This window comes from Streptomyces sp. NPDC020747, assembly GCF_044334695.1.
In the GTDB taxonomy this organism is placed as follows: domain Bacteria; phylum Actinomycetota; class Actinomycetes; order Streptomycetales; family Streptomycetaceae; genus Streptomyces.
This window is the reverse complement of sequence record NZ_JBIRTJ010000003.1, coordinates 440,061-465,906: the sequence shown is the minus strand read 5'-3', so window position 1 is coordinate 465,906 and position 25,846 is coordinate 440,061. Positions and strand designations below refer to the sequence as shown.

23 protein-coding genes are annotated in these 25,846 nt (G+C 72.4%); 10 read left to right on the top strand and 13 right to left on the bottom strand.

Annotated features, from left to right (window positions below):
* Positions 1–38 precede the first annotated feature (38 nt).
* The 4 genes from ACH4YP_RS11265 to ACH4YP_RS11250 form a co-directional block, all read right to left on the bottom strand.
* The gene (locus ACH4YP_RS11265) at positions 39–1,274 is read right to left on the bottom strand and encodes a cation:proton antiporter (RefSeq protein ID WP_398490544.1); all 1,236 of its coding nucleotides are present in this window, start codon (positions 1,272–1,274) and stop codon (positions 39–41) included.
* Positions 1,275–1,279: 5 nt separating this feature from the next.
* Entirely contained in the window at positions 1,280–1,765 is a 486-nt protein-coding gene (locus ACH4YP_RS11260) for a cation:proton antiporter regulatory subunit (protein WP_143641476.1), read from the bottom strand.
* Positions 1,766–1,933: 168 nt separating this feature from the next.
* Positions 1,934–3,352, bottom strand: coding sequence for an SPFH domain-containing protein (locus ACH4YP_RS11255; RefSeq protein ID WP_361066936.1), 1,419 nt, complete (start codon positions 3,350–3,352; stop codon positions 1,934–1,936).
* A gap of 96 nt (positions 3,353–3,448) precedes the next feature.
* A complete protein-coding gene (locus ACH4YP_RS11250) occupies positions 3,449–3,964 on the bottom strand; it encodes a hypothetical protein (RefSeq protein ID WP_361066939.1) in 516 nt (171 codons plus the stop codon).
* A 458-nt stretch (positions 3,965–4,422) separates the two neighbouring features.
* Between ACH4YP_RS11250 and ACH4YP_RS11245 the strand changes: the two genes are divergently transcribed.
* A complete protein-coding gene (locus tag ACH4YP_RS11245) occupies positions 4,423–5,514 on the top strand; it encodes a helix-turn-helix domain-containing protein (protein ID WP_361066942.1) in 1,092 nt (363 codons plus the stop codon).
* A 50-nt stretch (positions 5,515–5,564) separates the two neighbouring features.
* Here the strand turns inward: ACH4YP_RS11245 and ACH4YP_RS11240 are convergent, their stop codons facing one another.
* The 3 genes from ACH4YP_RS11240 to ACH4YP_RS11230 all read right to left on the bottom strand — a co-directional run bounded on the left by ACH4YP_RS11240 (position 5,565) and on the right by ACH4YP_RS11230 (position 10,215).
* The gene (locus tag ACH4YP_RS11240; protein WP_398490343.1) at positions 5,565–7,112 is read right to left on the bottom strand and encodes a protein kinase; all 1,548 of its coding nucleotides are present in this window, start codon (positions 7,110–7,112) and stop codon (positions 5,565–5,567) included.
* A gap of 230 nt (positions 7,113–7,342) precedes the next feature.
* Positions 7,343–8,338, bottom strand: a complete 996-nt coding sequence (locus tag ACH4YP_RS11235) for an FkbM family methyltransferase (RefSeq protein WP_398490342.1) — start codon at positions 8,336–8,338, stop codon at positions 7,343–7,345.
* A gap of 41 nt (positions 8,339–8,379) precedes the next feature.
* Positions 8,380–10,215 carry a glycoside hydrolase family 15 protein gene (locus ACH4YP_RS11230; RefSeq protein WP_398490340.1) on the bottom strand — a complete coding sequence of 612 codons (1,836 nt, stop codon included), beginning with the start codon at positions 10,213–10,215 and terminating at the stop codon, positions 8,380–8,382.
* Between the two features lie 193 nt (positions 10,216–10,408).
* On the opposite strand from ACH4YP_RS11230, the gene ACH4YP_RS11225 reads away from it, so the two are divergent.
* On the top strand, positions 10,409–11,314 hold the full coding sequence (locus ACH4YP_RS11225) for a hypothetical protein (protein ID WP_398490338.1): 906 nt from the start codon (positions 10,409–10,411) through the stop codon (positions 11,312–11,314).
* A gap of 218 nt (positions 11,315–11,532) precedes the next feature.
* On the top strand, positions 11,533–11,958 hold the full coding sequence (locus ACH4YP_RS11220) for a luciferase family protein (protein ID WP_361066957.1): 426 nt from the start codon (positions 11,533–11,535) through the stop codon (positions 11,956–11,958).
* Here the strand turns inward: ACH4YP_RS11220 and ACH4YP_RS11215 are convergent.
* From ACH4YP_RS11215 to ACH4YP_RS11205, 3 genes are all read right to left on the bottom strand, one after another.
* Positions 11,939–12,367 (bottom strand): hypothetical protein, encoded by a 429-nt coding sequence (locus ACH4YP_RS11215; RefSeq protein WP_361066959.1) that lies wholly within the window; start codon positions 12,365–12,367, stop codon positions 11,939–11,941. The two genes, ACH4YP_RS11220 and ACH4YP_RS11215, sit on opposite strands and share 20 nt — an antisense overlap.
* A 611-nt stretch (positions 12,368–12,978) precedes the next feature.
* Positions 12,979–13,818: a L,D-transpeptidase gene (locus tag ACH4YP_RS11210; RefSeq protein ID WP_398490335.1), complete on the bottom strand. Its 840-nt coding sequence runs from the start codon at positions 13,816–13,818 to the stop codon at positions 12,979–12,981.
* Positions 13,808–14,317: a SigE family RNA polymerase sigma factor gene (locus ACH4YP_RS11205; protein WP_361066965.1), complete on the bottom strand. Its 510-nt coding sequence runs from the start codon at positions 14,315–14,317 to the stop codon at positions 13,808–13,810. Before ACH4YP_RS11205 ends, ACH4YP_RS11210 begins: the two co-directional genes overlap by 11 nt.
* Before the next feature lie 241 nt (positions 14,318–14,558).
* Between ACH4YP_RS11205 and ACH4YP_RS11200 the strand changes: the two genes are divergently transcribed.
* The 3 genes from ACH4YP_RS11200 to ACH4YP_RS11190 all read left to right on the top strand — a co-directional run bounded on the left by ACH4YP_RS11200 (position 14,559) and on the right by ACH4YP_RS11190 (position 19,441).
* Entirely contained in the window at positions 14,559–15,686 is a 1,128-nt protein-coding gene (locus ACH4YP_RS11200; protein ID WP_398490333.1) for a sigma factor-like helix-turn-helix DNA-binding protein, read from the top strand.
* Positions 15,683–17,476 (top strand): transglycosylase domain-containing protein, encoded by a 1,794-nt coding sequence (locus ACH4YP_RS11195; protein WP_361066970.1) that lies wholly within the window; start codon positions 15,683–15,685, stop codon positions 17,474–17,476. The genes ACH4YP_RS11200 and ACH4YP_RS11195 overlap by 4 nt, the downstream gene beginning before the upstream one ends.
* 99 nt (positions 17,477–17,575) lie before the next feature.
* A complete protein-coding gene (locus ACH4YP_RS11190; protein WP_398490331.1) occupies positions 17,576–19,441 on the top strand; it encodes a SpoIIE family protein phosphatase in 1,866 nt (621 codons plus the stop codon).
* Positions 19,442–19,541: 100 nt separating this feature from the next.
* Here the strand turns inward: ACH4YP_RS11190 and ACH4YP_RS11185 are convergent, their stop codons facing one another.
* Positions 19,542–20,327, bottom strand: coding sequence for a TIGR03943 family putative permease subunit (locus ACH4YP_RS11185; RefSeq protein WP_398490329.1), 786 nt, complete (start codon positions 20,325–20,327; stop codon positions 19,542–19,544).
* Positions 20,324–21,361, bottom strand: coding sequence for a permease (locus ACH4YP_RS11180; RefSeq protein ID WP_398490543.1), 1,038 nt, complete (start codon positions 21,359–21,361; stop codon positions 20,324–20,326). The genes ACH4YP_RS11185 and ACH4YP_RS11180 overlap by 4 nt, the downstream gene beginning before the upstream one ends.
* A gap of 211 nt (positions 21,362–21,572) precedes the next feature.
* On the opposite strand from ACH4YP_RS11180, the gene ACH4YP_RS11175 reads away from it, so the two are divergent.
* Both ACH4YP_RS11175 and ACH4YP_RS11170 read left to right on the top strand, forming a co-directional pair.
* Positions 21,573–22,187 (top strand): Uma2 family endonuclease, encoded by a 615-nt coding sequence (locus ACH4YP_RS11175; RefSeq protein ID WP_361066978.1) that lies wholly within the window; start codon positions 21,573–21,575, stop codon positions 22,185–22,187.
* A 92-nt stretch (positions 22,188–22,279) separates the two neighbouring features.
* Positions 22,280–23,407: a MerR family transcriptional regulator gene (locus tag ACH4YP_RS11170; RefSeq protein WP_398490326.1), complete on the top strand. Its 1,128-nt coding sequence runs from the start codon at positions 22,280–22,282 to the stop codon at positions 23,405–23,407.
* A 161-nt stretch (positions 23,408–23,568) separates the two neighbouring features.
* On the opposite strand, the gene ACH4YP_RS11165 is transcribed toward ACH4YP_RS11170, so the two are convergent.
* Positions 23,569–24,579 carry a winged helix-turn-helix domain-containing protein gene (locus tag ACH4YP_RS11165; RefSeq protein ID WP_361057757.1) on the bottom strand — a complete coding sequence of 337 codons (1,011 nt, stop codon included), beginning with the start codon at positions 24,577–24,579 and terminating at the stop codon, positions 23,569–23,571.
* A gap of 293 nt (positions 24,580–24,872) precedes the next feature.
* Between ACH4YP_RS11165 and ACH4YP_RS11160 the strand changes: the two genes are divergently transcribed.
* Together ACH4YP_RS11160 and ACH4YP_RS11155 are read left to right on the top strand one after the other, a co-directional pair.
* Complete coding sequence (locus tag ACH4YP_RS11160; protein WP_361057755.1) at positions 24,873–25,250, top strand: peptidase inhibitor family I36 protein; 378 nt, start codon at positions 24,873–24,875, stop codon at positions 25,248–25,250.
* Positions 25,251–25,299: 49 nt separating this feature from the next.
* Entirely contained in the window at positions 25,300–25,686 is a 387-nt protein-coding gene (locus ACH4YP_RS11155; RefSeq protein ID WP_398490324.1) for a peptidase inhibitor family I36 protein, read from the top strand.
* The last annotated feature ends 160 nt before the right edge of the window (positions 25,687–25,846 follow it).

The following is a 25,846-nucleotide window of genomic DNA, read 5'->3' as shown; positions in this document are numbered from 1 at the left end:
GCCGCGCTCGTTGCCGTGGTCGTCCGTCCGTCTCGACGCTACTTCTCCAGCGGAGCGTCAGGGCTCGGGACCAGGTCCCGGTCCGGCGCAGCCTCAACCCCCGCGGCAGCGGGCCCGCGGTGGCGGGTCAGCCGCGTGGCCACCGGCTCGGTGAAGCGCGCGGTCAGCGGACCGACGATCACCAGGATCAGAACGTACGCCGTGGCCAGCGGCCCGAGTCGCGGTTCGATGCCGGAGGTGACGGCGAGTCCGGCGATGACGATGGAGAACTCGCCGCGGGCGACCAGGGTGCCGCCGGCCCGCCAGCGGCCCTTGGCGGAGATCCCGGCGCGTTTGGCGGCCCAGTAGCCGGTGGTGATCTTCGTGGCGGCGGTGACGAGGGCCAGGGCGAGGGCGGGCAGCAGGACGGGCGGGATGCTGGCGGGGTCGGTGTGCAGGCCGAAGAAGACGAAGAAGACGGCGGCGAAGAGGTCGCGCAGTGGGGAGAGCAGGCCGTGGGCGCCCTCGGCGACCTCGCCGGACAGTGCGATGCCGACCAGGAACGCGCCGACGGCGGCGGAGACCTGCAGCTGCTGGGCGACGCCCGCGACCAGCAGGGTCAGGCCGAGTACGACGAGCAGGAGTTTTTCGGGGTCGTCGCTGGAGACGAAGCGGGAGATGTGGCGTCCGTAGCGGACCGCGACCACCAGGACGAGGCCGGCGACGCCGAGCGCGATGGCCAGGGTGGCGCTGCCCGCCGCGAGGCCCGCTCCGGCGAGGAGGGCGGTGATGATGGGGAGGTAGACGGCCATGGAGAGGTCTTCGAGGACCAGGATGCTCAGGATGACGGGGGTTTCGCGGTTGCCCAGGCGCCCGAGGTCGCCGAGGACCTTGGCGATGACGCCGGAGGAGGAGATCCAGGTGACGCCTGCCAGGACGACGGCGGCGACCGGGCCCCAGCCCAGCAGGAGGGCCATGGCGGCGCCGGGCAGGGCGTTGAGGGCGGCGTCGACGAGTCCTGCGGGGTACTGGGTCTTGAGGTTGGAGACGAGGTCGGTGGCGGTGTATTCGAGGCCGAGCATGAGCAGCAGCAGGATGACGCCGATCTCGGCGCCGATCGCGACGAACTCCTCGCTGGTGCCCAGGGGCAGCAGCCCGCCCTCGCCGAACGCGAGTCCGGCCAGCAGGTAGAGGGGTATGGGCGAGAACTGGAACCGTCCGGCGAACCGGCCGAGCAGCCCCAGACCCAGGATGATCGCACCGAACTCGATCAGGAACGTCGCGGACGAGTGCACTGTGCTCACTCCCTTCCGAGTATCGTCGCCGCCGTCTCGACGCCCTCACGGGTGCCGATCACGATCAGGGTGTCGCCGCCCGCCAGGCGGAAGTCCGGAGTGGGGGACGGGATGGCCTCGGCCCGGCGCAGCACGGCCACGATCGAGGCGCCGGTCTCGGTGCGCATCCGGGTGTCGCCGAGGACGCGGCCGTTCCAGTGCGAGGTCGACGACAGCTCGATCCGCTCGGCGACCAGGCCCAGTTCGGTGGTGGAGAGCAGGTTCGGGCTGTGGTGCGCGGGCATCAGCGCGTCGATGAGCGCCGCCGACTCTCCCGCGGAGAGCCGCACGGAGAGGGCGCAGGCGTCCGGGTCGTCCGTCCGGTACGCGCTCAGTGTCCGGCCGCCGTCCCGGTGCGCGACCACCGACAGGCGGCGCTGTTCGCGCGTCGTCAGGTCGTACCGCACACCGATCCCCGGCAACGGCGTACTGCTCAGGCGTGGAGTGCCCATGACTGTTCCCCTGTCCGGTGTCGATCTCGGTGTGCGTTCACCCTATCGAGGGGGTGGGGGCCGGGGGCCGGCGTGAATTCGTGCACGACCGGCCCCCGACCACCTCACCCACCCGCGGCCGAACCCGACGATCCGAACCGTCAGTCGGTCAGTCCCTCCCGCGGTCCCTCACTCACTCACTTCGATCTTCCCGTTGGCCTCGACCACGGCAGCGGCCGGCTTCGGGGCCGTGATGCCCTTGAGCAGCTCGGCGAGGTCGACCCCCGTGGTGGAGCTGAGGAGTTCGACCCCCTGGGCGACGTTGTCCGCGACAGTGCGGGACAACTGGCTCGCCCCGTCCGTCGAGATCACCGTCATCTTGTCGATGGCGCTGAGCGGCTCGGACGCCTTGGCGACGACCTGCGGGAGCACCTCGACGAGCATCTGCAGTACGGCCGCGTCGCCGTACTGGGCGAACGCGTCGGCCTTCTTGCGCATGGCCTCGGCCTCGGCGGAACCCTTGGCACCGATCGCCGCGGCCTCCGCCTCACCCTCGATGCGTACGGCGTCGGCGAGCGCGGCGCGGTGCGCCTTCTCGCCCTCACCGGTCAGCCTGGAGCGCTGGGCGTCCGCCTCGGCCTCCTTGACCTGGGCGATACGCCGGGCCTCGGCCTCCTGCTCGGCCTGGTAGCGGGCGGCGTCGGCGGGCTTGCGGACCTTGGTGTCCAGCTCGCGGTCGGTCAGCGCGGCCTGCCGCTGGGCGACCTTCTCCTGCTCGGCGAGAACCTCCTGCGAGCGGGCGGCCTCGGCCAGCGGGCCGGCCGCCGCGGCACGGGCCGCCGCCTCGTCCGTCTCGGCCTTGATCTCCGCGGTCTTGAGGGCGAAGGTCCGCTGGGCGATCGCGATCTCCTCCTCGGCCTTCAGCCGGGCCTGCTCGGCGGCCCGCCGGGCCACCGCCTCGGCGATGTCGGCCTCCTGCTTGGCGCGGGCGGCCTCCGGCCGGCCGAGGTCCTCCAGGTAGGAGCCCTCGGTGGTGATGTCCTGGATCTGGAAGGCGTCGAGCACCAGGCCCTGCCCGGACAGGCTCGCCTCGGCCTCCTCCGCGACCTGCCCGGCGAACGCGGCACGGTCCCGGATGATGTCCTCCACCGACATCCGGCCCACGATCGAACGCAGCGCGCCGGACAGCACCTCCTGGGTGAAGCCGACGATGCCGTCCTGCTGCATCAGGAACCGCTGGGCCGCGGCGCGGATGGAGTCCTCGGTGCCGCCGACCTTGACGATGGCGACGCCTTCGAGGTTCGCCTTGACGCCGCGCAGCGTGACCGCGCCGCGCACCGAGATCGGGATGTGCCGCGAGGACAGGTCCAGGGTGAACTTCTGCTGGACGAACGGCACGACGAAGACACCGCCGCCGACCACGACCTTCTGGCCGCTGTTGTCGGTGAACACCCGGCCGGTGTCCGGGTCGGTGGACTTCTTGCCGCGCCGGCCGGTGACGATGAACGCCTGGCTGGGCCCGGCCACCTTGTAACGGGTGACGACGACGAGCGCGAGCAGCACGAGGAGTACGACGACTCCCACGACCGCGACGAGAACTGGACTCATGGTGGATTCCCCCCTGCCACCCCCCGGGCGGCAGTTCAGTACGAGTTACGAGTGGTACGAGCGTTACGGGTTACGGGTCGCGGGACCGACAGGGCCTCAGCGCTGGACCGGCCTGACCGCCACCGACGTCGGTGACAGCGACTCCTCGACCCAGATCTCGGCGCCCCGGGCCACCGGCTCGGGGCTCTTCGCCGCCAGCTTCACCGGCTGGCCCGCGAGATACACGAGCACCTCGCCGTAGCCTCCGGCCGGGATCGGCGTGACCACCGAGCCCGAGCTGCCCACGAGGTCGGTGCCGCGCGGAGTGGCGGACGGCTCGTCCCGCATCAGGGCCCGGCTGAACCGCCAGGTCAGCCAGCCCGCCCCCGCTCCCGCGCCGATGCCCACCGCGGTGGCGGGTCCGGCGCCGAGCCCCGTCGTGCCGAGCACGAGCGCCCCGCCGAAGCCGAGCATCGAGACGAACCCGGCGATGACCGGCAACGACAGCAGACCGTCGAAGAGCCCGTCCAGGAAACTCGTCCCGCCGAAAAGCCCTTCGAGTACGCCGTCGAAGACCAGCGTCAGGAGCAGCAGGACGATCCCCGCGATGCCGAGACCAAGAAACAGAGCCACCGGTCCACCTCCCCCCACCTGCGCCGGTCACCTCGGTCAACGGGCATTGTGCCAGCTTCGTACACGTGTACACATTGCCGTGACCTGGCAGTCTTTACGCGTTCTTGACGACGTGCCGACACCGTACGCGGCACTCGTGTTCGAGCGCTTCGCCGTCCTCCGGCATCAAGGACGCGTAAAGATTGCCGGAAACCGGCAATGCGGCGGACTCCCGTCCCGGGTCACGATGGTCCGGCAGAAACGGGGAGCACGGGGGACGGATAAGGGCCCCGGTGCCGGACACATCGTCGTGAGACGACCGGCACCGGGGCCCCATCTCTTGCCCGCCGACGAACTTCCTCCCGACATCCTTCGAACGTCCTCCGTGGTGAGGGGAACCGAGATCACGCATGGACCTGCCGCCTTCCGGCAGTGAGCCCCTCCCTCACGGGACCGAGCTCCGCCCGTATGCGCTAGAAATGCGTCAACGGCTCATCAGGAAGACGGGGGTGCGGATGGCGGCGGGGCGGGACATACCCGAGGAGTATCTGGAGGGGTATGCGCGCATCCTCGCCGACGCCTCCGCGACCGGCCGCCGGCTGACCCGCGACGAACTCGACTCCCGCCGCGTCCTGGGCGAGCGGGCCGCCGAGGCGGGCTACGGACTGCGCGCCCTCGTCGGCGCCCACCTGGCCGCCGCCCGCCTCCACTGGCCCGCCACCGCGGGCGAGAGCACACTCGCCGCCGTCGAGCAGGCCGTCGACGCCTTCGCCGAGGGCTACGAGCGGGCCCAACTCCTCGCCGTACGCCAGGAGGAGGCCGCCCGCCGGGAGTTCATCGACGACCTCCTGCACGGCCGCAGCGACCTCGGCCTGCTGGCCGAACGCGCCGAACGCTTCGGGCTGCGCCTCTCGCACGCGCACGCCGTCGCCGTGGCCCAGGGGCAGGCCGCGTACGACGAGGGGGACGCCGTGCCCCGCGATGTGGAGCGCTCCCTGATCAGCCGGTTCGGCGACCGCAGCATCCTCGTGACCACCAAGGACGGGCGTCTGGTGTGCATCGCGCCCGGCGACCAGGACGACGTGCTCGACTTCTTCGCCAAGCAGGCGTACGCGGCCACCGACGGCGGGCGCGTCGCCATCGGCCGCTCCCAGCCGGGGCCCGGCGGCGTCGTCCAGTCGTACGAAGAGGCGCTGAACGCCCTCGACCTGGCCGACCGCCTGGAGTTCGACACACCCGTGCTGCGCGCCGCCGACCTGCTCGTCTACCCCGTGCTCACCCGGGACCGGCAGGCCATGGCCGATCTGGTCCTCAGCGCGCTCGGACCGTTGCGGCAGGCCCGCGGCGGGGCGGAGCCACTGCTCGACACCCTCACCGCGTACTTCGACTCCGGCTGCGTCGCCGCGGAGGCGGCCCGGCGGCTGTCGCTCAGCGTCCGCGCGCTCACCTACCGGCTGGACCGCATCCACAAGCTGACCGGCGCGAATCCGGCCGATCCGGTGCACCGGTACACACTGCAGACGGCGGTCATCGGGGCGCGGCTGCTCGACTGGCCGGAGAAGGACTTCTAGCCGACGAAGGACTTCCAGCCGGAGAAGGGCTGCCGGCCGGAGCGGGACCGCTAGTCGTCGCCGTACCCGTCGCCGTACCCGTCGTCGTCATCGCCGTCCCCGCCGCCGCCGTACTGCGGCAGCGGCTGCTCCTGCTGCTTCGGCGGGTCCTGCTCCTTCTCCTCCTTCACCTTCTCCTCCTCGGTCACGGTCGGACTCGTCGTGACGGCCGGGGTTTCCGTGAAGGAGGGGGAAGCGGGAAGCTCCGCGTTGACACCGGGCCCGGGGGTGGAGTCGGGCGCCCCGGTCCGGGCCACGGTTCCGGCGGCGGGCACCCCGGTCTTCTCGGGGCCGGTGGACGACGAACCGTCCTTCAGCCCGTTCCCGGTCTCCGCCGAGGTGGTGTCCGGCGAGAACATCTTCATGCCGGCGAGCACGGCCAGCACGAACAGCACCGCACCGGCGAGGATGCCGAACACCCGGGGCCGGCGGCGGGCCATCGCACCGACCCCACCGCCCGATCTCGCGGCCCCGCCCGATCTCGCCCCGCCCGACCGCGCGCGGCGCGAGGGCGCGGAGTTGGCCGCGTGGGCGTGGGTGGCGTGAGGGGTGTGGGCCTGGTGGGCGGAACGGGCGGGCTGCGCGGAGCGGACGGGCTGTGCGGGCTGGGCCGCGGTCGACGGCAGCCGGTACATCGTCGGAGGCCCGGTCTCGGCGGAACCCGACTGCGGCGGCCGGGAGGCGTACTGCGGAGAGGAGGAGGGCGAGGTGGGCCTCGTGTCCGACGCCACGGGCAGCGGCTCGGCCAGCCCCCGCCACGCCCCCGTGCCGAACCAGTCCGCGACCTCCTGGGCCGTGGGCCGGTCCTCGGGCTGCTTGGCGAGGAGGCCGAGGAGGTAGTTCTCGAAGGCGGGCGGCAGTTGGACACCGTGCTCGCGGGGCGGCACCGGGGCCATGTCGATGTGCTGGTGCAGGGTGACCGTCGCGGTCTCGGCGTGGAACGGCGGGCGCCCGGTGAGGAGTTGGTACAGCACGCAGCCCAGTGAGTAGACGTCGGAGGCGGCCGACGCCGGTCTGCCGAGGGCGCGTTCGGGGGCGAGATAGAGGCTGGTGCCGACGATCTGGCCGGCCGTGGTGAGCGCGGACGCCGGGTCGTCGACGAAGCGGGCGATGCCGAAGTCACCGATCTTCACGGTGCCCTGGGCGTCCGAGAGGAGGTTGCCGGGCTTGATGTCCCGGTGCACGATCCCTTCCCGGTGCGCGGCGGCGAGTCCGGCCGCGGCCTGGGCGGCGACGGTGGCGACCCGCTCGGTCCCCAGGCTGCCCGCCGCGGTCAGCTCCTGGGCGAGGCTCCGGCCCTCGACGAGTTCCATGACCAGGTAGAAGCGGTCGTCCCAGGCGCCGAAGTCGAACACGGCGACGACGTAGGGGTGGCTCAGCCGGGCCGCCGTCTGCGCCTCCAGCCGGAACCGCGCGGCCGCCGCGCTGTCGGCCTCGTCCCCGAGCAGCAGCTTGACCGCCACCTCACGCCCGAGCACCTCGTCGGTGGCCTGCCACACCTCCCCCATACCGCCGCGGCCAATGGACCCGTGCAACCGATACCGCTCCGCGACGAGCACCAGCGAATCATCCTCAACAACGCAGAAGGCCAACACGACGACCGCGAACGGCACTTCATGCGACGCAGAAGCGCAGATGGGGGGATCCGCAGCAGGCCTCAGCCTACCGACTCGGGACCACCCCCAACGCCCCGTCAGGGGCGCGGGGCCGTGACACCGGCGGCTCCTGCTCCACTCTCGGCCTCACTTGCGGGGGGGGGGACCTCCGTCGTGGGCGCGCTCAGCCCAACTCAACCATCGGCGGACTCAGTTGCCCCGGGCCGGACCATCACGCAGTCGAACTCCACGACCCGCCCGGTGGCAGGATCCCGGGTGACGGGGTACATCCCGGTGACACCGAACCCGGCGGCCTCGTACGCGGCGATGGCCTCCCCCATAAGAGGACTCCCCTCGTACAACGCCAGCGCCGCGACCTCGGACTGCATCCCCACGAACTCGGAGATCCGGTCCCCCGCCCCGGCGAACACCTCCATGTCGAAGCCCTGCGTGTCCATCTTCAGATACGGCCGGGGATCCTCGACCCCCTCCAACGCCTTCTGCATCACGTCGTCGAGCCGCCGGATCTCGATCTCCTCGGTACGCCCCTTGGAGAACCGCTTGTACCGCTCCTTGCCGTACTCGCTCGGCGGCAGCAGGGAGTTCATGGACTTCCAGTCGATATGGATGGACTGCACGGCCTCCTCGCGCCCGAGCGCGAAGTTGTAGACCTGCCAGTCGGGGTCGCTCTCGGCGGCCTGCCGCAGCTTCTCGAAGGTGACGGAGACCGGCTCGAAGGAGACGATGCGCCCCTTGTAGCCGAACCGCCGGAGCCCCTTGCCGTACTGCCCGATATTGGCGCCGACGTCGAACACGCAGTTCACGCGGTTCAGCTCCAGCAGCGCGGCCACATGCTGGGCACCGAGATAGTGGGCGGCCCCGAGCTGGAACTCACGCTCCGCCTCGGCCGACACGGGCTGGTCGAGGAGGAGCCGCGCGCCGGTGGCACCGAAGGGGACGCTCGTCGCCTTCCGCCCCTTGGCCCCGCGCGCCACCAGCCACGTATCGGAACCCACAGGGGTGACGGCGTACCGTCCCTTGCCTTCGGTCACCAGATGGGCGCTCTGTCCCACAGCGACGCCGGTCCGATCACCCCGCCGGAACACGACGGCGGCGCCGGGGCCGAGATCGAGGACCTTCACACCTATACGGGGAAGGAACGTGAGCAGTCTTCTGTAAAGGGTCTGCATCCCGTCAGCCTCGCAGAAGACGCCCTGGATTCACCGGTACTTTACGGAACAAGTTTTCGTCCGTGGTGGGTCGCGTGCCCGTCCAGTTCGTACGCCACGCGGATCAGCGGAACGTGCGTGAACGCCTGGGGGAAATTGCCCAGCTGGCGGCGGGCGAGGGGGTCGTACTCCTCGGCCAGGAGGCCGACGTCGTTGCGCAGGGGCAGCAGGCGCTCGAAGAGCCGTCGGGCGTCGTCCTCGCGGCCGGTCAGGAGCAGGGCGTCCGCCAGCCAGAAGGAACAGGCCAGGAAGGCTCCCTCGCCACCGGTGAGGCCGTCGGGGGCCTCGGCCCCGCCGGTGCCACCGGCTCCTCCGGCACCCGTCGAGTAGCGGCTGACCAGGCCGTCGTCGGTCGCTAGTTCCCGCTCCACGGCGGCGACCGTGCCGATCACTCGCGGGTCGTCCGGCGGCAGGAAGCCGGTCCCCGGGATGAGCAGCAGCGCGGCGTCGAGCGCGCGGGAGCCGTAGGACTGGGTGAAGGTGGCGCGGGCCGGGTCGAAGCCCCGCTCGCAGACCTCCCGGTGGATACGGTCCCGGACCTCGCGCCAGTGCGCGACCGGTCCCGGGCGCCCGTGCTCCTCGGCCAGGCGGACCGCCCGGTCGAAGGCCACCCAGCACATGACCTTGGAGTGGACGTGATGGCGGGGTTCGCCGCGCGTCTCCCACAGGCCCTGGTCGGGGCGGGACCACACCTCCTCCAGATGGTCCAGCAGGGCCTGCTGGAGGGAGAGGAGATGCCGTTCGGGACGCAGTCCGCAGCGCAGGGTGAGGGCGAGGGTCTCCATCAACTCGCCCGGTACGTCGAGCTGTTGCTGGGCCGCGGCGCCGTTGCCGATGCGGACCGGGCGGGAGTTCTCGTACCCGGGGAGCCAGTCGGCCGTCCACTCGGTGAGCCGGCGTTCGCCGCCGATGCCGTACATGATCTGGATGTCCTTGGGCCGGCCCGCCACCGCCCGTTCCAGCCAGCCGCGCCAGGCCTGCGCCTCGGCGGTGAAGCCGCTGCGCAGCAGGGCCTCCAGGGTCATTCCGGCATCGCGCAGCCAGCAGTAGCGGTAGTCCCAGTTGCGGACGCCGCCGGGCTGCTCGGGGAGGGAGGTGGTGGGGGCGGCGACGATGCCGCCGGTCGGCTCGTACGTGAGGGCCTTGAGGGTGATGAGGGAACGGACGACCGCGTCACGGTAGGTGCCGTCGTACGAGAAGGGGCGCAGCCACTGCTCCCAGTACTCCTCGGTGCGGCGCAGCGCGTCGAAGGGGTCCACGGGGTCGGGGGCGGGCAGGTGGGAGGGCTGCCAGGTCAGGACGGAGGGGATCCGTTCGCCCGCGGTGACGGTGAAGTCGGCGGTGTGGGCCTCGCCCTGTCCGGTCAGCGCGACGGGCGTGGTCAGCCAGACCGACTCCGGGCCCGCGATGCCCGTCAGCTGCCCGTCCACGCGGTGCATCCAGGGCACGACGCTGCCGTACTCGAAGCGCAGCCGCAGGTCCATGCGCAGGTCGACCGTGCCGGAGTGGCCCTCGACGATGCGTACGACGCAGGGGGCGCCGTCGCGGCGCGGCATGAAGTCGACGACGGTGGCCCGGCCGGTGGCGGTCTCCCACTCGGTCTCCAGGACGAGGGAGTCGCCGCGGTAGCGGCGGCGGACCGTCACGCCCTCGTCGGTGTCGGCGTCCGGCGGGGCGATCAGCCAGCGGCCGTTGTTCTCGTCGCCCAGCAGTGCCGCGAAACAGGCGGGCGAGTCGAAGCGCGGCAGGCACAGCCAGTCGAGGCTGCCGTCGCGTCCGACGAGGGCGGCGGTGAGCAGGTCTCCGACGAGGGCGTAGTCCTCGATCCTTCCCGGCATGGTGCCAGTGTCCGCGCGGCGGAGGCCGGGGGCATCTCGAACCGGGCATCTCGAACCGGCCATCTCGAACCGGGCATCTCGAACGGGCGGATTGCCTCACCCGGTCGGACCGGTGCGCTGGTGGGCCCTGGCGGCGGGTGGTGCGGTGGGGTGGAGATCCCGCGCCCGCCGGAGCCGTAGGAGGCATTCCGCGATGACCCGTCCGCCCGGCCCACCCGGCTCGCCCGGCCTGCTGCGCCCGCTCCGCCTCTCCCGCCCCCGTCGCCGTACGGCCCTCGCGTTCGTCCCGGCCCTGGCGGTGGCCGCGCTGCTGACGACGGCCGGGTGCTCGGCCGGCGACGGCGCCGGTTCCGGGGCGGCGGCGGAGGGCGACGCGGCGGTCGCCGCGTCGCCCGTGGCCGAGCAGGCCCCGTCGCCGTCGCCCTCGGTCACGGTCGCCCCCACCCTCACCGAGGCGCAGGTGAAGTCGGCGCTGATCTCCGGCAAGGACCTGGGCGGGGACTGGAAACCGACCCAGGGCGGGGCGACCTGGCGGGACGCGCTCCTCAAGGGCAGGACGGACAACGCGGACTGCCAGCGGCTGCTCGACGGCCTGTACGCGGAGGACCTGCTGGGCGAGCCGGCCGGGGCCCGCGCGGTCAGGGGCCTGGACGACACCGACAACGGGGCGCAGGTGCGCTACCAGGTCGGGGCCTACGACCGGGCGGCACTGGACGCGTCGCTGGCCTGGCTGAAGGCCGTGCCGGGCAAGTGCGGCCAGTTCACGGCCACGGACGTCAAGGGCGGGGAGCTGACGGTCCAGGTCGTCGCCTCGCCCCTGCCCGGCGTGGGCGAGGCCCGCGAGAGCCTGCGCGTGAGGGTGTACGGCGAGTCGGCGGGCGCACCCGCCGTGCTCACCCTGGACTTCGCCGCCGTACGGGTCGGCGACAGCGCCCTCTCCCTCACCAACGGCGGCCTCGACGGCACCGACGCCAACTCCACCCGGCAGGCCGCCCAACTCGGCACGCAGCGGCTGCAGGACGTACTCGCCGGGAAGAAGCCGACGGCTCGTCCGGGTGAACGAGGAGGGGTGACGCGGAGGGCTGACGCGGAGGGCTGAGCCTCCGGGCCTGCGGGGTGCCGCAGCGAAGCAGGGTGTGGGCGAAGGCGACGTCCGCGTCCGCGGTGACGTCCAGGGAGTGCCCAGGAACTCGTCGTGCTCTGTCCTTCGGGCCTCGTGCCTCGCGACCAGGTCATCGGGTGACCAGGCGTGCGGGGGGAGTAGTCGCAAGTGGATGGGGGTGGTCCTCCAGGTGAAGCGTGCGCGAGGATGGGGTCATGACCGCGGCCCATCGCGCCATGGCTCTCCTGGAGACCTGGCCGAACCTGGTAAGTGGCCCGCCCCGGTGCGCCGTTGGGCATGCCTTCGCTTCGGCGGGACACGAGATCGTCCACTTCCACTCCGACGACTCCGCCGACCTCTACCTCACCCGCACGGCCGTCGAGCGCCTGCTGCCCCAGCTCGCGCACGCCACCGCTATCAGGGTCCGCCCCGGCGCGTCCTGGATCACCGTGCTCCTCGACTGCGACGCCGACGTCCAGCTCCTGCTGGGCCTCGTGAGCGTCGCGCTGAAGGAGCACGGCGCGGTCACGCCCCGCCGTCCGTCACCACCGTGCGACTGGGAGCGGCCACCGGTCGTCCCCGGGCCACGCCCCGGAGCGGCCCGTCGCATGGTCGACCGCCTCATGCCGCACGCCCACTGAGAGCAGGGCCACCGAGGGCAAGATCACCAAGAGCACGGCCTACGTTCTCTTCAGGACCCACGTCAGTGCGAGCCGCAAGGGCGAGCGGAAACAGTGCCGCCACCCCGTGGCCGTGCGCGCTGAACCTGCGCCGGGAGTGGACCGAGCCGGGGCTCATCGCGAAGATCCCCGCGGCGAAGGCACTCACGAAGAACGTCAGCGCCCAGATCCAGAGGAGCGCGAAGCCGCTGGTGAAGAAGCCGTGGTCGTCGTGACGCGCGCCGAGCTCCGGACGGCCGGGAGCGTATACGACAGCCACCGTGTCGCCCTCGACCGGCTTGCCGACCGTCTTCGCCCCTCGGACGGTGACACTGCGGGCGCCGTGGTCGAACGGGAGCGTCACCGCGACGTCCGCCGCGTGCTCGTGCACATCGTTGATGTCGACCCCGGTCGGCCGCGGCTCGGGTCAGTACCTTGTCGACGGGGATCTCGTACGCGCCCCCGCCCGCGGCGTGGACCTCCGACGTCCAGCGGCCCTCCTCGCCGTCCGGACCGACCGCCTGGACCAGTGCCGCACCGCTCGCCGGCGGGATGAGGAGGGCGAGCAGCACGGGCAGGACCCGGGACGGGCGGCGGTCACGCCGGCCGGGCTTGTCGAGGACGACCGTGTCCGCACGCGGCGCGCGAACCGATGCCGTGATCCACAGCAGCACGCAGATCATGGCGCAGCCGACCAGGGCGAGCCGGAGATCCCGTACGTCCGCGTCCGTCGGCAGCGGAAGGACGCCCGCGATCAACGCGGCGTAGCAGGACACCATCACCAGCACGCCGGTCAGCCGGGTCCAGGCTGTCGAACATCTCGTCGGCCGCGTGCGATGCGCCTCGCACCCTCCCCCGGGCTCTCGGGCCGGCCGCGCGTCCAGTGGCCTCGCGCCTCGGACACCGTCCCGGCGCCGGTGCTCCCGCGCCGGCGCCGTGAGCGTGCGTCGTCGGCCCTCACCCGGAGGGGCTGTCATGGGTCCGCCCTGCCGCCCGCGGGCCTCAGGGCATCGCGCCGTCGGTCACCGGCGGGGTCGCCTCTTGGGCCTCCGTCGGTGTGGCCTCCTGGGCCTCCGTCGGTGTGGCCTCCTGGGCGCCCGCACCCGTCGTCCCTTCGGACGTCTCCTCCCGGGGCGTCCCCACCACCTCGACCACCGATCCCGGCTTCAGCGCCTCGTACAGCCACCTCGCGTCGTCGCGCCGCAGGCCGATCACACCGCCGGTGCGGTCGTAGTTGCCGGGCGCCTGCTCGTCCCAGGTGAGGGCGAGGAGGTAGTTCGTACGGTCGTCGGGGGCGCGCAGCCTCATCACCCAGGTCGCCTTGACGTCGTACCCGTTCCAGCCCGCCGAGTCGCCGGGCACCGTCGCCGCCCGGTACTTGGCGGTGACGGTCATCATCCCGGTCGGCGTCGGCGTCTTGAGCGCCCCGGAGGAGATGGGCAGGATCCGGCCCTCGACGGACATCTCACGCCGGCCGAGATCGACGGTGGCGGCGACGCCCGCCGGACTGAGCTCGGCAGGGGGCTCCGCGGTGGCCGGGGGTGTGGGCGTGGTGTAGCTCGCGGCGGGCGGGGTCGATCCGGTGTCCTGCCCGCCCGTGAGGGCCACGGTCAGGACCAGTGCGAGGGCGCCGGCGGCCGCGGCGCCGGCCGCGGCGAACGAGACCTGCCGCCGGCGCCGGCGACGCCCCGCGCGGCGACGGATCTCCGTGCCCGGAACCGGTACGGGCGTCTCGTGGGAGTGGGCCAACTCGCGCAGCGCGGTGGCCAGTCGGGTGCCTCCGGGGCGGGCGTCGAGGTCGTCGGACTCGTGCGGGGTGCCGGGCGTGGGCTCATCGGACACGGTCGTCCTCCCTCTCACCCAGTTCGTCGGCCTCGCCGAGCCGCCGCGCCAGCGCCGCCCGGCCACGGGACAGCCGGGCCTTGACCGTCCCCACGGGCGCACCGGTCTCGGAGGCTACCTGCTCGACACTCAAGTCGCACAGATGGTGCAGAACGACTGCCATGCGCTGCGCCTCGGGCAGTTCCCTCAACGCCCCTACCAGCGCGGCCCGTTCGGGACCGGGACCGGGTGTGTGCTCAAGCGGCGGATTGCGGCGCACCAGTTCCAGCCAGCGCCGCGCCCGCCGCCACCGGCTCACCGCGAGCCGCATCGCGACCGTACGGACCCACGCCTCGGGCGCCCCCTCGGCGAGGAACTCCCGCCGCCGGTCCCAGGCACGGACGAACGCCTCCTGGACGACGTCCTGCGCCTCGCCGTGGTCCCCGGTGAAGGCGTAGAGCTGCCCGGTCAGCCGGGGGAACGCCGCGGCGTAGAACCCGTCGAACTCCTCCTCGGTCATACCCCCTGCCCCGCCCCCTGCCGTGTACATCGCAGTCTTCGTCGTCGCAGTTCCCGTCGTCGCAGTCGTCCTCGCCATCGTTTTCGGATGCCTGTGCAACCTGGACGCCTCCCCGATGCGTACAGGTCTCATACGTCACTGACATCACAGACGTCTCAGACGGCACGGAGGTTACGGACACCGCGTACATCGAAGCACAAGCACCACGCACGGCTGAGCCGGAGGGAGTGGCGCACGGACAGTGCGCCGACTGACCATGGACGACGAATTCACCGCCCGTGCCGGGGAGTACTGGCCCCGGCTGACGCGTACGGCCTGTCTGCTCACGGGGAACTCCGCCCGCGCGGAGAGACTCGCGAGAGCGGCACTCGCGGAGGTGTCCGCGCGGCGGAGAACTCCCCGCGACGACGCGGAATTCTACGTCCGGCGGGCTCTCGTACAGGGCTTCCTGCGCAGCCGGGCACGGCCGTTCATCGGCTCCCGGCGTGCCCCTGAGTCGTACGCGGCCGGCCGACTCGACCCGCTCATGGAGGTGTTGGCGGCTCTCCCGCCCCGCCGCCGGGCCGTCGCCGTCCTGTACCACTGGGACGGTCTGAGCCATCGCGAGATCGCCGCGCTGCTCAACTCCTCGCGGGGCGCGGTCAAGGCGCACGGCCGCCGGGCGCTGAAGGCTCTGCGTGCCCACCCGGCGTACGGCGCCCCGCCGCACCCCGGAAGCCTGTCCGCGCCCGGCGCCGCCCCGCGTCCCGGCACCCCGACGCCCGGCGCCGCGACCGCCGTTCTCCCTCCCACCGTTCTCCCGGCCGTCGAGGAGGCGGGACGCAACGGCCGGCGGAGCCGCCGCCGTACGGCGGCCGTGGTCACGACCGTCTGCGCCCTGCTGCTCGTGCCGCTGGTCGTGGGTGCCGTGCGCGGCACGGACTCCGGCGGCGGCAAGAGCTCGACTCCCGTCGCGATGGCGGAGGTTCGGGTAGTGACCGCGGGCGAACGGGTCGCCGCCGCGTCCGGTGTCGAGCTCTGGCTCACCAAGGACGGCAAGCACTGGTCGACGCCGAAGGCGCCGAACCAGTTCCTGCCGGCCGACAAGGGAAAGGGCCCCACCATCAGCCTGGAGTCGGACGCCACCTCGGGGCCTCGCAGCTTCCACTCCGGCGTCCTCCAGGGCGTCCGTGAACCCGCCCGTGTCCAACTCACCACCCCCGACGGCACGTTCAGCGCCCGGATCCTCACCCTGGCGGGCAGCCCCGGCTGGTCCGTCTGGTACGCGGACACCAGACTCCCGGACATCGAGGGCCAGTTGAGGGCGATCACCGTGAAGGCCTACGACTCCACCGGCAAGCTCCTCGCACAGACGGGCCCCTCCTCATGAGTACCGGCCACCGCGTCCGGCGGCCCCGCCTCCAGTCCCCGCGCACTTACCTCCGCACCCTGCGGACCTACCTCCGCCGCACCCGCACCCGCCGTCTGCGCCGCGTACTGGCCGCCGTTCTCGTCCTGTTCCTCACGGCCTGCGCCGCGCTCGTCGTCGCGTACCAGATGACCGGGATCCCCGAACCGCACCCGGAGACGGTCACCCAGAGCACGGTCTTCGTGGACGCCGAGGGCGACTACCTGGGCCGACGCGGGCCCGTCGACCGCCAGGACATCTCCCTCAAGCAGGTGCCCCGGCACGTCCAGGACGCCGTGATCGCCGCGGAGAACCGCTCCTTCCGTACGGACTCGGGGGTCGCCCCGACCGCGATCCTGCGGGCGGCGCTCGCGGCCGTGACGGGCGGCGAGCGGCAGGGCGGCTCCACCATCACGCAGCAGTACGTGAAGAACGCCCTGCTGACCCCGGAGCAGTCGCTGAGCCGTAAGGCGCGCGAGGCGCTGATCTCCGTGAAGCTCGACCGCACACGGTCCAAGGACGAGATCCTGGAGGGCTACCTCAACACGGTGTACTTCGGCCGCGGCGCGGCCGGTGTCGAATCGGCGGCGCGGAACTACTTCGGCGTCGGCGCGAAGGACTTGACGGTGTCCCAGGGCGCCGCACTCGCCGGGATCGTCAACCTCCCCTCGTACTACGAGCGGGTCGGCGCCGACGCGAAGGTGACCAGGACGCTGGAGCGCCGCTGGGTCTGGGTGCTGGACGCCATGGCGGCCTCGGGCGCGATCAGTGACCGCGAGCGGACGGAGGCCCGCTTCCCGGCGTTCCGCTACTACCCGCCGGGCGACACGGACGGCGGGCGTCAGTACCTGATCGACGCGGCGTCCGCCGAGGCCGCCGACCGGCTCGGCATCACCGAGGACCAGCTGGCGCGCGGCGGCTACAAGGTGCACACCACCTTCGACCTCGGCCTCCAGGACGAGACGGCGGAACGGGTCCGGAGCCGTACGCCCGCGGACGCGAAGGGGGTGCGGCTGCACACCGCGGTCGTCGCGACCGTCCCCGGCGACGGCGCGGTCCGCGTGCTGTACGGCGGCGCGGACTACGCACACCAGCCGTTCAACGACGCCGTCGACGGGGCGGTCGAGGCGGGTACGGCGACCGAGCCGTTCACGGTCGCGGGCATCCGGCTGGGCGAACCGCTGACCGGGCTGCCCAAGGAGACGGCCCCGACACCGCTGCGACTGAACTCGGCGTACGCGACCGTGGCCGCCGGCGGCACGTACGCGAAGCCGTACACGGTCATGAAGATCACCCGGGCGGGCCGTACGGTGCACACCGCGCGCCCGAAGACGCGTACCGCGATGGGCGAGAAGGAGGTCGCGGTGGCCACCGAGCAGATGAGCGCTTCGCTCGCTCCGGACTCTCCGGGTACCGCGGTCAAGCCGGTCGCGACGGGGGCTGAGGCCGCGTTCCTGCCGGTGACCAGCCATGCGGCGGGCGCGGGCAGCGGGCCGGGGGCGCGGACGGTCTGGCAGAGCGTGTACTCGCCGCGGCTCGCCCTCACCGTCGCCCTGTTCGCCGAACGCGACGGCAAGCCGGCCCGGGTCGCGGGCCTGACCGGCGAGTACGCACCCGCCGAGTACGCGGCAGAGGAAGCGGCGGAGGTGTGGCGGCTGGCGGGTTCCCCCGGGACGGAGGATCCTGCGCCGGAGGCATCTCCGGAGGACAAGGGCGAGGACAAGGGCGAGGGCGAGGGCGACCTGAGCCTGAAGCCGACACCGGGACGGTGACGGTGACGGGAGCCGTCGCCGTTCCCGGTGCCGCGCCCGGCGTCACCCGGACGGCCCCGCCCGTTGGTGGGTGGGGCGGGGGCGTGGTGCCGTGGGAGGGTGCCCGGTGACCAGGTTCAGCCCACGCCGCGCGTCCTGCTCACCCAGGAGGAGTTGGCGGCTGTCGCGAACGCGGTGGACCGTGCCGAGGGGGTGGGGGAGCACGCGGAGCGGCTGCTGTCGGAACTGACCCTGGCCCGGCGGATCCTCGACGGCTGCCCGGCCGGTATCGCCGTCCTGGACCGGAACCTGCGCTACCTCTACGTCAACGACGCGCTGGCCCTCCTCAACGGCGTCCCGGCCGCCGACCACATCGGCCGCCGGCTGCCGGACCTCCTGCCGGACCTGGAGTCGTCGGAGCAGCTCCTCGAACAGGTGCTGCGCACGGGGGTGCCGCAGGTCGTCACGGTGGGCGGGCAGACCCCGGCCGACGGGGCGGGGGACAACCGGTGGTGGCTTGGCGCCTACCACCGGCTGTCGGCGTCGTCCGGCGAGACCATCGGGGTGGCGGCCGTCGTCCTTGAGGTCACCGACGCGCTGCGCGGCCGCGAGCACCTCGTACGGGCGGGCAACCGGATGGCCCTGCTGGACGAGGCGAACCGCACCACCGGCGCGACACTCGACCTCCGCCAGGCCTGCCAGGCGCTCGCCGACCTGCTGGTCCCACGCTTCGCGGACTACGCGGCGGTGGACGTGGTCGACCCGGAGGGCACGCCCCGGGTGCCCTCGGAGCGGTACCCGCTGCGCCTGCGCCGCATCGCGCTGGCCACCACCCCCGACCTGGCGGAGGTGTCCTCCCCGCTCGGCCGGCTCGACGAGTTCGTGGTGCACCGGGCCGGCTCCCCGATGGCGCATGTCCTGACCGACCAGCGTCCGCTGGTCCTCAGCCACCCCGACGACGAGGCGATGCGCCAGTTCTTGCCGTCGTTCGAGCGCAAGGAGCACTACCTGCGGATGGGCGCGCACTCGGGGATCTTCCTCCCGCTCGCGGTCCACGAGGAGCTGGTGGGCGCGGTGATGGTGTTCCGGGCGGGGGACTCACCCCGACTGACCGACGCGGACACCGCGTTGCTCGGCGACCTCACCGACCGGGCCGCCACCGGCATCGCCCACGCGGTCCGCTACACGCGGGAACACGAGACGGCCCTGGAGATGCAGCGCGCCTTCCTGAACGCGCCCACGGTCACGGGCCCGGGCGTGGAGACCCTGGGCCGCTATCTGCCGGCGGGCTCGGGGGCGGAGGTGGGCGGCGACTGGTTCGACACGCTCGCGCTCCCCCACGACCGCACGCTGCTGGTGGTCGGGGACGTCATGGGCCACGGAGTCCGCGCGGCGGCGGCGATGAGCGAGTACCGCTCGGTCCTGCGCACCCTGGCCATCCAGGGCAGCAGCCCCGACTTCATCCTCCTCCAGGCCGAACGCACCGCGCTGACCCTGGAGTTGGACCGGGTGGCAACCTGCCTCATCGCCCTCCTGGACCCCCGCCGGGAACGCGTCACGTTCTCCAACGCGGGCCACATCCCCCCGCTCCTCGTCACCCCCGACGGCACCCGCACCCTCCTCAACCTCCCCGTCGCCCCACCCCTGGGCGTGGGCCTCGGCTCCTTCGCGGCCACCACGGTCCCCCTCCCCCCGGGCTCCGTCCTCCTCCTGTGCACCGACGGCCTGGTCGAACGCCGCGACCGCGACATCGAAACAGGCCTCCACGCCCTCGCCACCCTCCCCATCAGCCCGACGGAACCCCTCCCGACCCTCCTCGACACCGTCATCGCCCACCTCGACCCCGCCGCCTCGGAGGACGACGTCGCCATCCTCCTGGCCCGCACCAGACCACCGACGAGCGAGCCGGACCGACTGGGCTGGTTGCCACCGGGGTGGACGAAGAGGCCGGGCCCTGGACCGGGGCCGGGTTCAGCGGCGCGTTGAGCCGCAGTGGAGGAGGCGCAGTCCCTTCAGGGGCGCGGGGCCGTGACATGTGCGCCTCCTCCGCGTGGGCACGACCGGCCCCGCGGAGCCGCACGACCGGTCAACGCTTCTCGTACGGATCCGAAGGTGCCGGGACCTGTTTCACGGACGCGGCGTCCAGGACGGGGCGCGCGGTGTCCGAGCCCGGCTTGCCCGTCGGGTGCCAGGTGCCCGTGACGGTCACCCACGCGTCGGCGGCGGGTGCGTCCGCGCCGCGGATCTCGACCTTCAGCGCCTGCGCGTCGGCGGCGCAGCAGGTGACGAGGAGCCGGGCGATGTACCAGGTGCCGTCGTCGTCGCGGGTCACGAAGCCGGTGAGGCGGACCGTGCGGTCCTTCATGGACGCCCCGGTGTCCCACTCCGCTCGGGAGGCGAACGCGCCGAGCGTCAGGTCGACGGGGTCCCCGGCAGGCAGTTCGGGGAAGGTGCCGGTGCCCTGGGCGGCGGCCCTGGCCTCCTCGCGTCCGGCGCTGTACGAGCCGAGGGCGGGCGGCGGGAAGAGGAGGAGGGCGAGGGCGGGGGCGGTGAGGAGCCAGGCGATGCGCGGGTTGCGGGTGTGGTCATGGCCATGCCCGGCTCGGGCTTCCCGGCCATGCTCCTCGTGGGCCTCGTGGGCCTCGTGGGCGTCCTCGTCCTCGTGGGCGTCCTCGTCGCGGCGGATCATGCCCACCAGGCCCAGCGCGATCAGTGCCACGCCCGAGACCACCAGGTACGGGCGCAGGCCCTCCTTCACATAACGCAGGTACAGCTCGCTGAAGAGGGCGATCCGCAGGAGTGCTGCGCCGCACAGGATGAGCAGCACCCCTTGCGGACGCGGCCGCAGACGCGTACGCGGTCGGGTCGTCACAGCAGCCACCAGCCCACCACCCCACTGCTCACCACGGCCACCACCCACGTGACGGCCGAGAACCGGACAGCGAACGCCCGCCCGAAGGTCCCCGCCTGGAGGGCGATGAGCTTCAGGTCGACCATCGGGCCGACGACCATGAAGGCGAGCCGGGCCGTCGGCGAGAAGCCGGTCAGTGAGGCGGCCACGAAGGCGTCCGCCTCGGAACACACGCACAGCACCACGGCGAGGACGGCGAGCAGCAGGACGGAGAGCCAGGGCGAACCGGTGAACACGTCCAGCAGGGACCGCGGAACGAGGATGTTGAACGTCGCCGCGGCCGCCGCGCCCAGCACCAGAAAGCCTCCGGCCTGCAGGAAGTCGTGCTGCAGCCCGTCCCGGAAGCCCCGCCAGCCGCCGGTGGCCGCTCCGGCTCCCACCTCCGGCGTACGCCGCGTCGGCAGCCACTCCTCCCTCCCGAACCGCACCCACAGCCACCCCATCACCACGGCGGTGGCGAGCGAGGCGACGAGCCGGGCGCCGACCATGGCCGGGTTCCCCGGGAAGGCGATGGAGGTGGCGACGAGTACGACCGGGTTGATGGCGGGGGCCGAGAGGAGGAACGCCAGCGCCGCCGCCGGTGCGACCCCGCGCCGCATCAGGCTGTCGGCCACGGGGACGGACGCGCACTCGCAGCCGGGCAGCACGGCCCCGGCCACCCCCGCGACGGGCACGGCGAGCGCCGGGTTCTTCGGCAGTACGCGTCTGAAGACCCGCTCCGGCACGAACGCCCCGATCGCCGCCGACACCACCGTGCCGAGGAGGAGGAAGGGGATGCCCTGCACCGCGACCGCCGTGAACACGGTCCACCAGGCGGCCATGGCGGGCGTGGCGATGTCGAGCGCGACCATCGGCCCGAGCACGGATCCGACGGTGGCGATCACGACCAGCGCGACCCCACCGACCACCACGTACACCAGCACCCGGACCACGAGCCGTATCCCGTCGGCGGCACTGGGGCGGTTCTCGGCACCGCCCGTGTCCGCGCCGCCCAGGTCCGTGCCCCTGGTCTCCACGCCCCTTGCCACCACGCGCCTTGCTTCCCGCCCCCCATGTACTCGTTCGTACGTATGTATGCACGTACGTCTGCGCAGGCTAACCGGTGCTTCTGTGCGGGGTCCTCGTTTTACCCAGCAGGTGACTGTCAGCCGTTCGCGACACGATCGGCGATAGCTTGGTGGAATGACGGGAAGCAAGGAGTGGGCCATGTCTCAGCAGGCCATCTATCGGCATCTGCGTGAGCTGCGCGCCCATCTGACGCCGCCACGCGGCTTCACCTACCCCGAGATCAGCGACGGGACGTTCATCATAATGATGAGCCCGCGCCCGCGTCACCAGGTCACCGCCTCCGACGTGCGCGACCAACTCGTCTCACAGCTGCCCGAGGGCATCGGTGCCTTCGAGGCCACCGACACCGACGACGGCGCCCTCGGCAAGCTCCGGATCCCCGACCTCATCGTCACCACGCGCGAGGCGATGCTGACCGACGATCCGCTGGACCCGCACGAGATCCTGCTCGCCATCGAGATCGTCTCGCCGTCGAACCCCGCCAACGACTACGAGGCCAAGAGCCGCGACTACCCAGCCATGGGCATCGAGCACTATCTGATCCTCGACCCCCGCGACGGCACCTGGACCTACCAGTGGGACATTGACACCTCCGGAGGACGTCCCGCATACGGCAACCGCCTCCACAAACAGCCCTACGGGACCCCGCTCGCCATCACCACCGACGTGGGCACCTGGAAGCTCGACACCAGCGGACTGCCGCTCTACTCCCGCAAGGACATGATGCTCGCGCCCGAACCCGACGAGGCCTAGCCCCTGGTCATCCGTCTCGCGGCGGGTGCCTGCCGGTCGGGATTGACCCTCGACCTTGTGCAGGGCCCAGAGTTCCGGATGTGGAGAGCGAGATGCGCAGTATCGGGGAGCTGGCCCGGGACAGCGGGCTGAGTGTGAGTGCCCTGCGGTTCTACGACCGGGCCGGGGTGCTGGTCCCCGCCTGGGTGGATCCGGTGAGCGGCTACCGCTGGTACGGCCCCGAGCAGTGCGAGGAGGCGCGGCTGCTGACGCGGCTGCGCCGGGCCGGTATGCCCCTGCCCGACATCCGGCTGGTGCTGGCCGGCTGGTCCGGCGCGGACACCGATCTCGTACGGAAGCTGCTTCAGGCGCATCTGCGCCGGCTCGAACTGGGGTTGTCCGATGCCCGCAGCGAGTTCTCCGCGGTCCGAGCGCTACTCGAAGGCAGGGAGAAACCCATGACATCGCTCCGCACCGCCGCCGTCCGGCTGACCGTCCCCGCGGCCGAACTGGCCGCCGCGCTGGACGCCGTCCGCTTCGCCGCCGGTACCGACCCGGAGCTGCCGATGCTCGGCGGCGTCCTGTTCGACGTCGAGGGCGAGGCGCTTCGGGTCGTGGCCACCGACCGGTACCGGATGGCCGTCGCGCAGGCTCGCGTCACCGGGCACGACGGGGCACGTGAACAGGTCGTCGTGCCCGCCCCGCTCGCCGACGCGATGCGGGCGCTGCTGAGCGGTGAGGACGGAGACGGACCTGTCGAGCTCTCCGTGGACGGTTCCCGGGTGACGCTGGACGCCGGGGACCGGCAGGCGGCCGGGCAGTGCCTCGACCACGACTTCCCCGACTACCGTCGCCTCGTCCGCCTGCCGGCCGGGCGCCGCGTGGTCATCGACGTACGGGCGTTCCGTGAGGCGCTGGAGACCGGCCCCGTCCGTACGAGCGAGGCGCCCGGGCCGGACGGCGAGCCCTGCGACCTCAGCGTGCTCAAGCCCGCGGCCGACGGCACGGTGACCGTCTGCGCGGACGGTGAGGAAGGGGAGGAGGGGGAAGCGAGGGAAGCGGGGACGGTCGGCCGGAACCACGTCGCCGTCAATCGCGGGTTCCTGCTGCACGCGCTCGCCGCCGGGGCCCGCGACCGGCTGGTGCTGGAGTTCGGCGCCCCCACGGCTCCCCTGGCGATCCGCCGGCCCGACACCGAGGACACCTTCTCGCTGCTGATGCCGGTCCGCCTGGACAACTAGGGCCCTTCTGATGGATCTCCGTGGGAGAAGGAGCGGCGGTCGGTGCGTGCGATCGGCGTGCGGTGTGGAGGGTCATGTGGCGGAGCCACCTGGCCCTTCGCGCCGTGCGGCGAGCGTGCGTGCCGGGCGTCGCGACGCCGCGGAGATCCATCAGAAGGGCCCTAGGCCGTTTCCTCGGCCTCCGTGCCCCGCTGTCGCGCCTCACCGGACCGGTTCGCCGTCAGCAGGCTGAGGCCGAGCGGGGTGGGGACGTGCAGCACGGTGTTCCGGTCGCGGACCGACGCGGTCAGGCCCGCCTCCCGCAGGATCCTGACGTGTTCGCTGACCGTCGCGGAGGTCACCCCCGCGCGCCGGGCCACCTCGCTCGTCGTGCCGCCGTCCTCCAGCGCCTGGAGGACGGCGGCCCGCCCCTGGCCGATGAGTCTGCCGAGCGTGCGGGGCCCGGCACCCGACTGCTGGGGCAGCCACCAGTGGTGGGTCCGGGCGACCGGATAGACCAGCACGGGCGGCAGGCGCGGGTCGGTCAGGGTGATCGGTGCCTGCCAGCAGAAGACGGACGGCACCAGGAGCAACCCCCTTCCGTCCAGGCGCAGTTCACGGTCGAGCGGGTACTCCGCCTCCAGATGGGGCGGCCGCCAGCGAAATGACGGACCCAGGCTCGACAGCAGCGCCTCGACACCGCCGCTCAGCATCTCCCGCGCCCGCACCGCCCGGTCGGCCTCGATCTGCGCCCGCACCGCGGACCAGTACGGGGTCAGGGCCGCGTGGAAGTAACCGTGCAGCGCCTGCCCGAGGTGCTCCAGGGCCGCGGGCTCACCGTCCGCGAGCGGACGCAGCCACGACGGCGCCGCGCTGAGCACGCTCATCTCCTCGGCCAGCCGCCGGCGGGGCGTGGACAGAATCGCCCGCACCCCCTCCGACATCCCCTGGGCGGCCTCCGCCGGATTCAGGAAGTCGGGGAAGCTGCCCCGGGGCGGCGCCAACGTCCTCACCAGGTGCAGCTGGTGGCGGGGCAGCCGCCGCAGCCCGGCCCGTGCCTGAGCGCGCCACGCGCCGAAGACGGCCCCGCCCTGACGCGTCGCCAGCAGGTTCGCGCTGAGCACGGTCTCCCACAACGGGTCCGGCGCGGCGGCGACCCGGGTTCTGAGCAGGTCTTCGCACGTGAAATGCACTCGGAGCACGGCAAACTCTCACAGTCGGTGGGGCGGTCGACTCAGGCATCGGCGTGAGATGTTCCCTTGTATTCGAAGATCACGAAGTATCCCTTCGCGCCGACTCGCCATCACCATTCCCCGTATCGCCGCACGCCACACGGCCGCGAGGGGCTCGCACGCACCACCGTTCCAGCCCTCCACCAGCCCTTTTCGGCGCGCGCCGAAACACCTGGCGGGAACAGCCGGTACCGGGCAGCCTGAAGAGGCGTACGCGACCAAGATCTTCACAACGGCCAAGGGGGAAGAACGACATGCGCAAACGTGCCGCTTTCGGGGCGGTGGCGGCCGCGGCTTTCACTGCCGTGCTGGCCACCGCGCCGAGCGCTTCGGCCGAAGCCGATCCGCCCGGGTGCGAGAAGGAGTACTTCTGCGCCTACAGCGGAGAGAACCAGACGGGCCAACTCGTCCTCAAGACCAAGGGGAACTGGTCCGGGAACGTCGCCGTCCGTTCGGTGTTCAACAACGGGGTCGCCTTTCCGGGCGCCGACCACGTCGACGTGACGTACACGTCGCCCGGCGGCGGCGGGGAGACGGCCTGTCTGCACTACAACCCGGGCCCGGGCGCCTACAAGGTGAACGCGGCCGAGGGCGTCCACATCACCAAGGTCGTATGGCGCGGCGAGTGCTGACGACGCGAGTGCTGACCACACGAGCGCTGACCACGGAGGAGTTCTCATCATGCTGACCGGAAAGCGACTCGTCACCCTGGGCGCCGGAACCGTCGCGGCCGCCTTCCTCGGTGTCTTCGCCGTGTCCCCGACCGCGTCGGCCGAGGCGAACCCGCCCGGCTGCGGGAAGGGCAACTTCTGCGCCTACAGCGGCCCCGACCAGACGGGACGGCTCGTCCTGAAGACCGCGGGCAACTGGTCCGGCAACCTCGCAGTCGGCTCCATCTTCAACAACGGAACCGTCTTCCCGGGCGCGGACCACGTGGACGTGACGTCGCTCCTGGGCGGGGGGCCGTCGACCGACTGCTTCCACTACAACCCGGGCCCCGGCAAGTACAAGGCCAACGCCGAGGCGGGCCTCACCATCACCCGCGTGGTCTGGCGAGGCGAGTGCTGACGCACTGACACGGCGGGCCGACGGGGGCCGACGGGGCCGACGGGGGCTTGAAGGCAGGGGCGCGGCCCCTGCCTTCGAGGGGCAGGGCGGGACCCTAGTGGGGCCCCGCCTCCGCCGCGCTGATCAGCGCGGCGAACGCGATCACAGCGGCTCCCAGCGC

Coding starts and splice junctions, on each gene's coding strand:
- ACH4YP_RS11260 (WP_143641476.1), bottom strand. CDS start 1,765: ATGGGCACTCCACGCCTGAGCAGTACGCCGTTGCCGGGGATCGGTGTG.
- ACH4YP_RS11255 (WP_361066936.1), bottom strand. CDS start 3,352: ATGAGTCCAGTTCTCGTCGCGGTCGTGGGAGTCGTCGTACTCCTCGTG.
- ACH4YP_RS11245 (WP_361066942.1), top strand. CDS start 4,423: ATGCGTCAACGGCTCATCAGGAAGACGGGGGTGCGGATGGCGGCGGGG.
- ACH4YP_RS11235 (WP_398490342.1), bottom strand. CDS start 8,338: ATGCAGACCCTTTACAGAAGACTGCTCACGTTCCTTCCCCGTATAGGT.
- ACH4YP_RS11230 (WP_398490340.1), bottom strand. CDS start 10,215: ATGCCGGGAAGGATCGAGGACTACGCCCTCGTCGGAGACCTGCTCACC.
- ACH4YP_RS11225 (WP_398490338.1), top strand. CDS start 10,409: ATGACCCGTCCGCCCGGCCCACCCGGCTCGCCCGGCCTGCTGCGCCCG.
- ACH4YP_RS11220 (WP_361066957.1), top strand. CDS start 11,533: ATGACCGCGGCCCATCGCGCCATGGCTCTCCTGGAGACCTGGCCGAAC.
- ACH4YP_RS11205 (WP_361066965.1), bottom strand. CDS start 14,317: ATGACCGAGGAGGAGTTCGACGGGTTCTACGCCGCGGCGTTCCCCCGG.
- ACH4YP_RS11195 (WP_361066970.1), top strand. CDS start 15,683: ATGAGTACCGGCCACCGCGTCCGGCGGCCCCGCCTCCAGTCCCCGCGC.
- ACH4YP_RS11175 (WP_361066978.1), top strand. CDS start 21,573: ATGTCTCAGCAGGCCATCTATCGGCATCTGCGTGAGCTGCGCGCCCAT.
- ACH4YP_RS11170 (WP_398490326.1), top strand. CDS start 22,280: ATGCGCAGTATCGGGGAGCTGGCCCGGGACAGCGGGCTGAGTGTGAGT.
- ACH4YP_RS11160 (WP_361057755.1), top strand. CDS start 24,873: ATGCGCAAACGTGCCGCTTTCGGGGCGGTGGCGGCCGCGGCTTTCACT.
- ACH4YP_RS11155 (WP_398490324.1), top strand. CDS start 25,300: ATGCTGACCGGAAAGCGACTCGTCACCCTGGGCGCCGGAACCGTCGCG.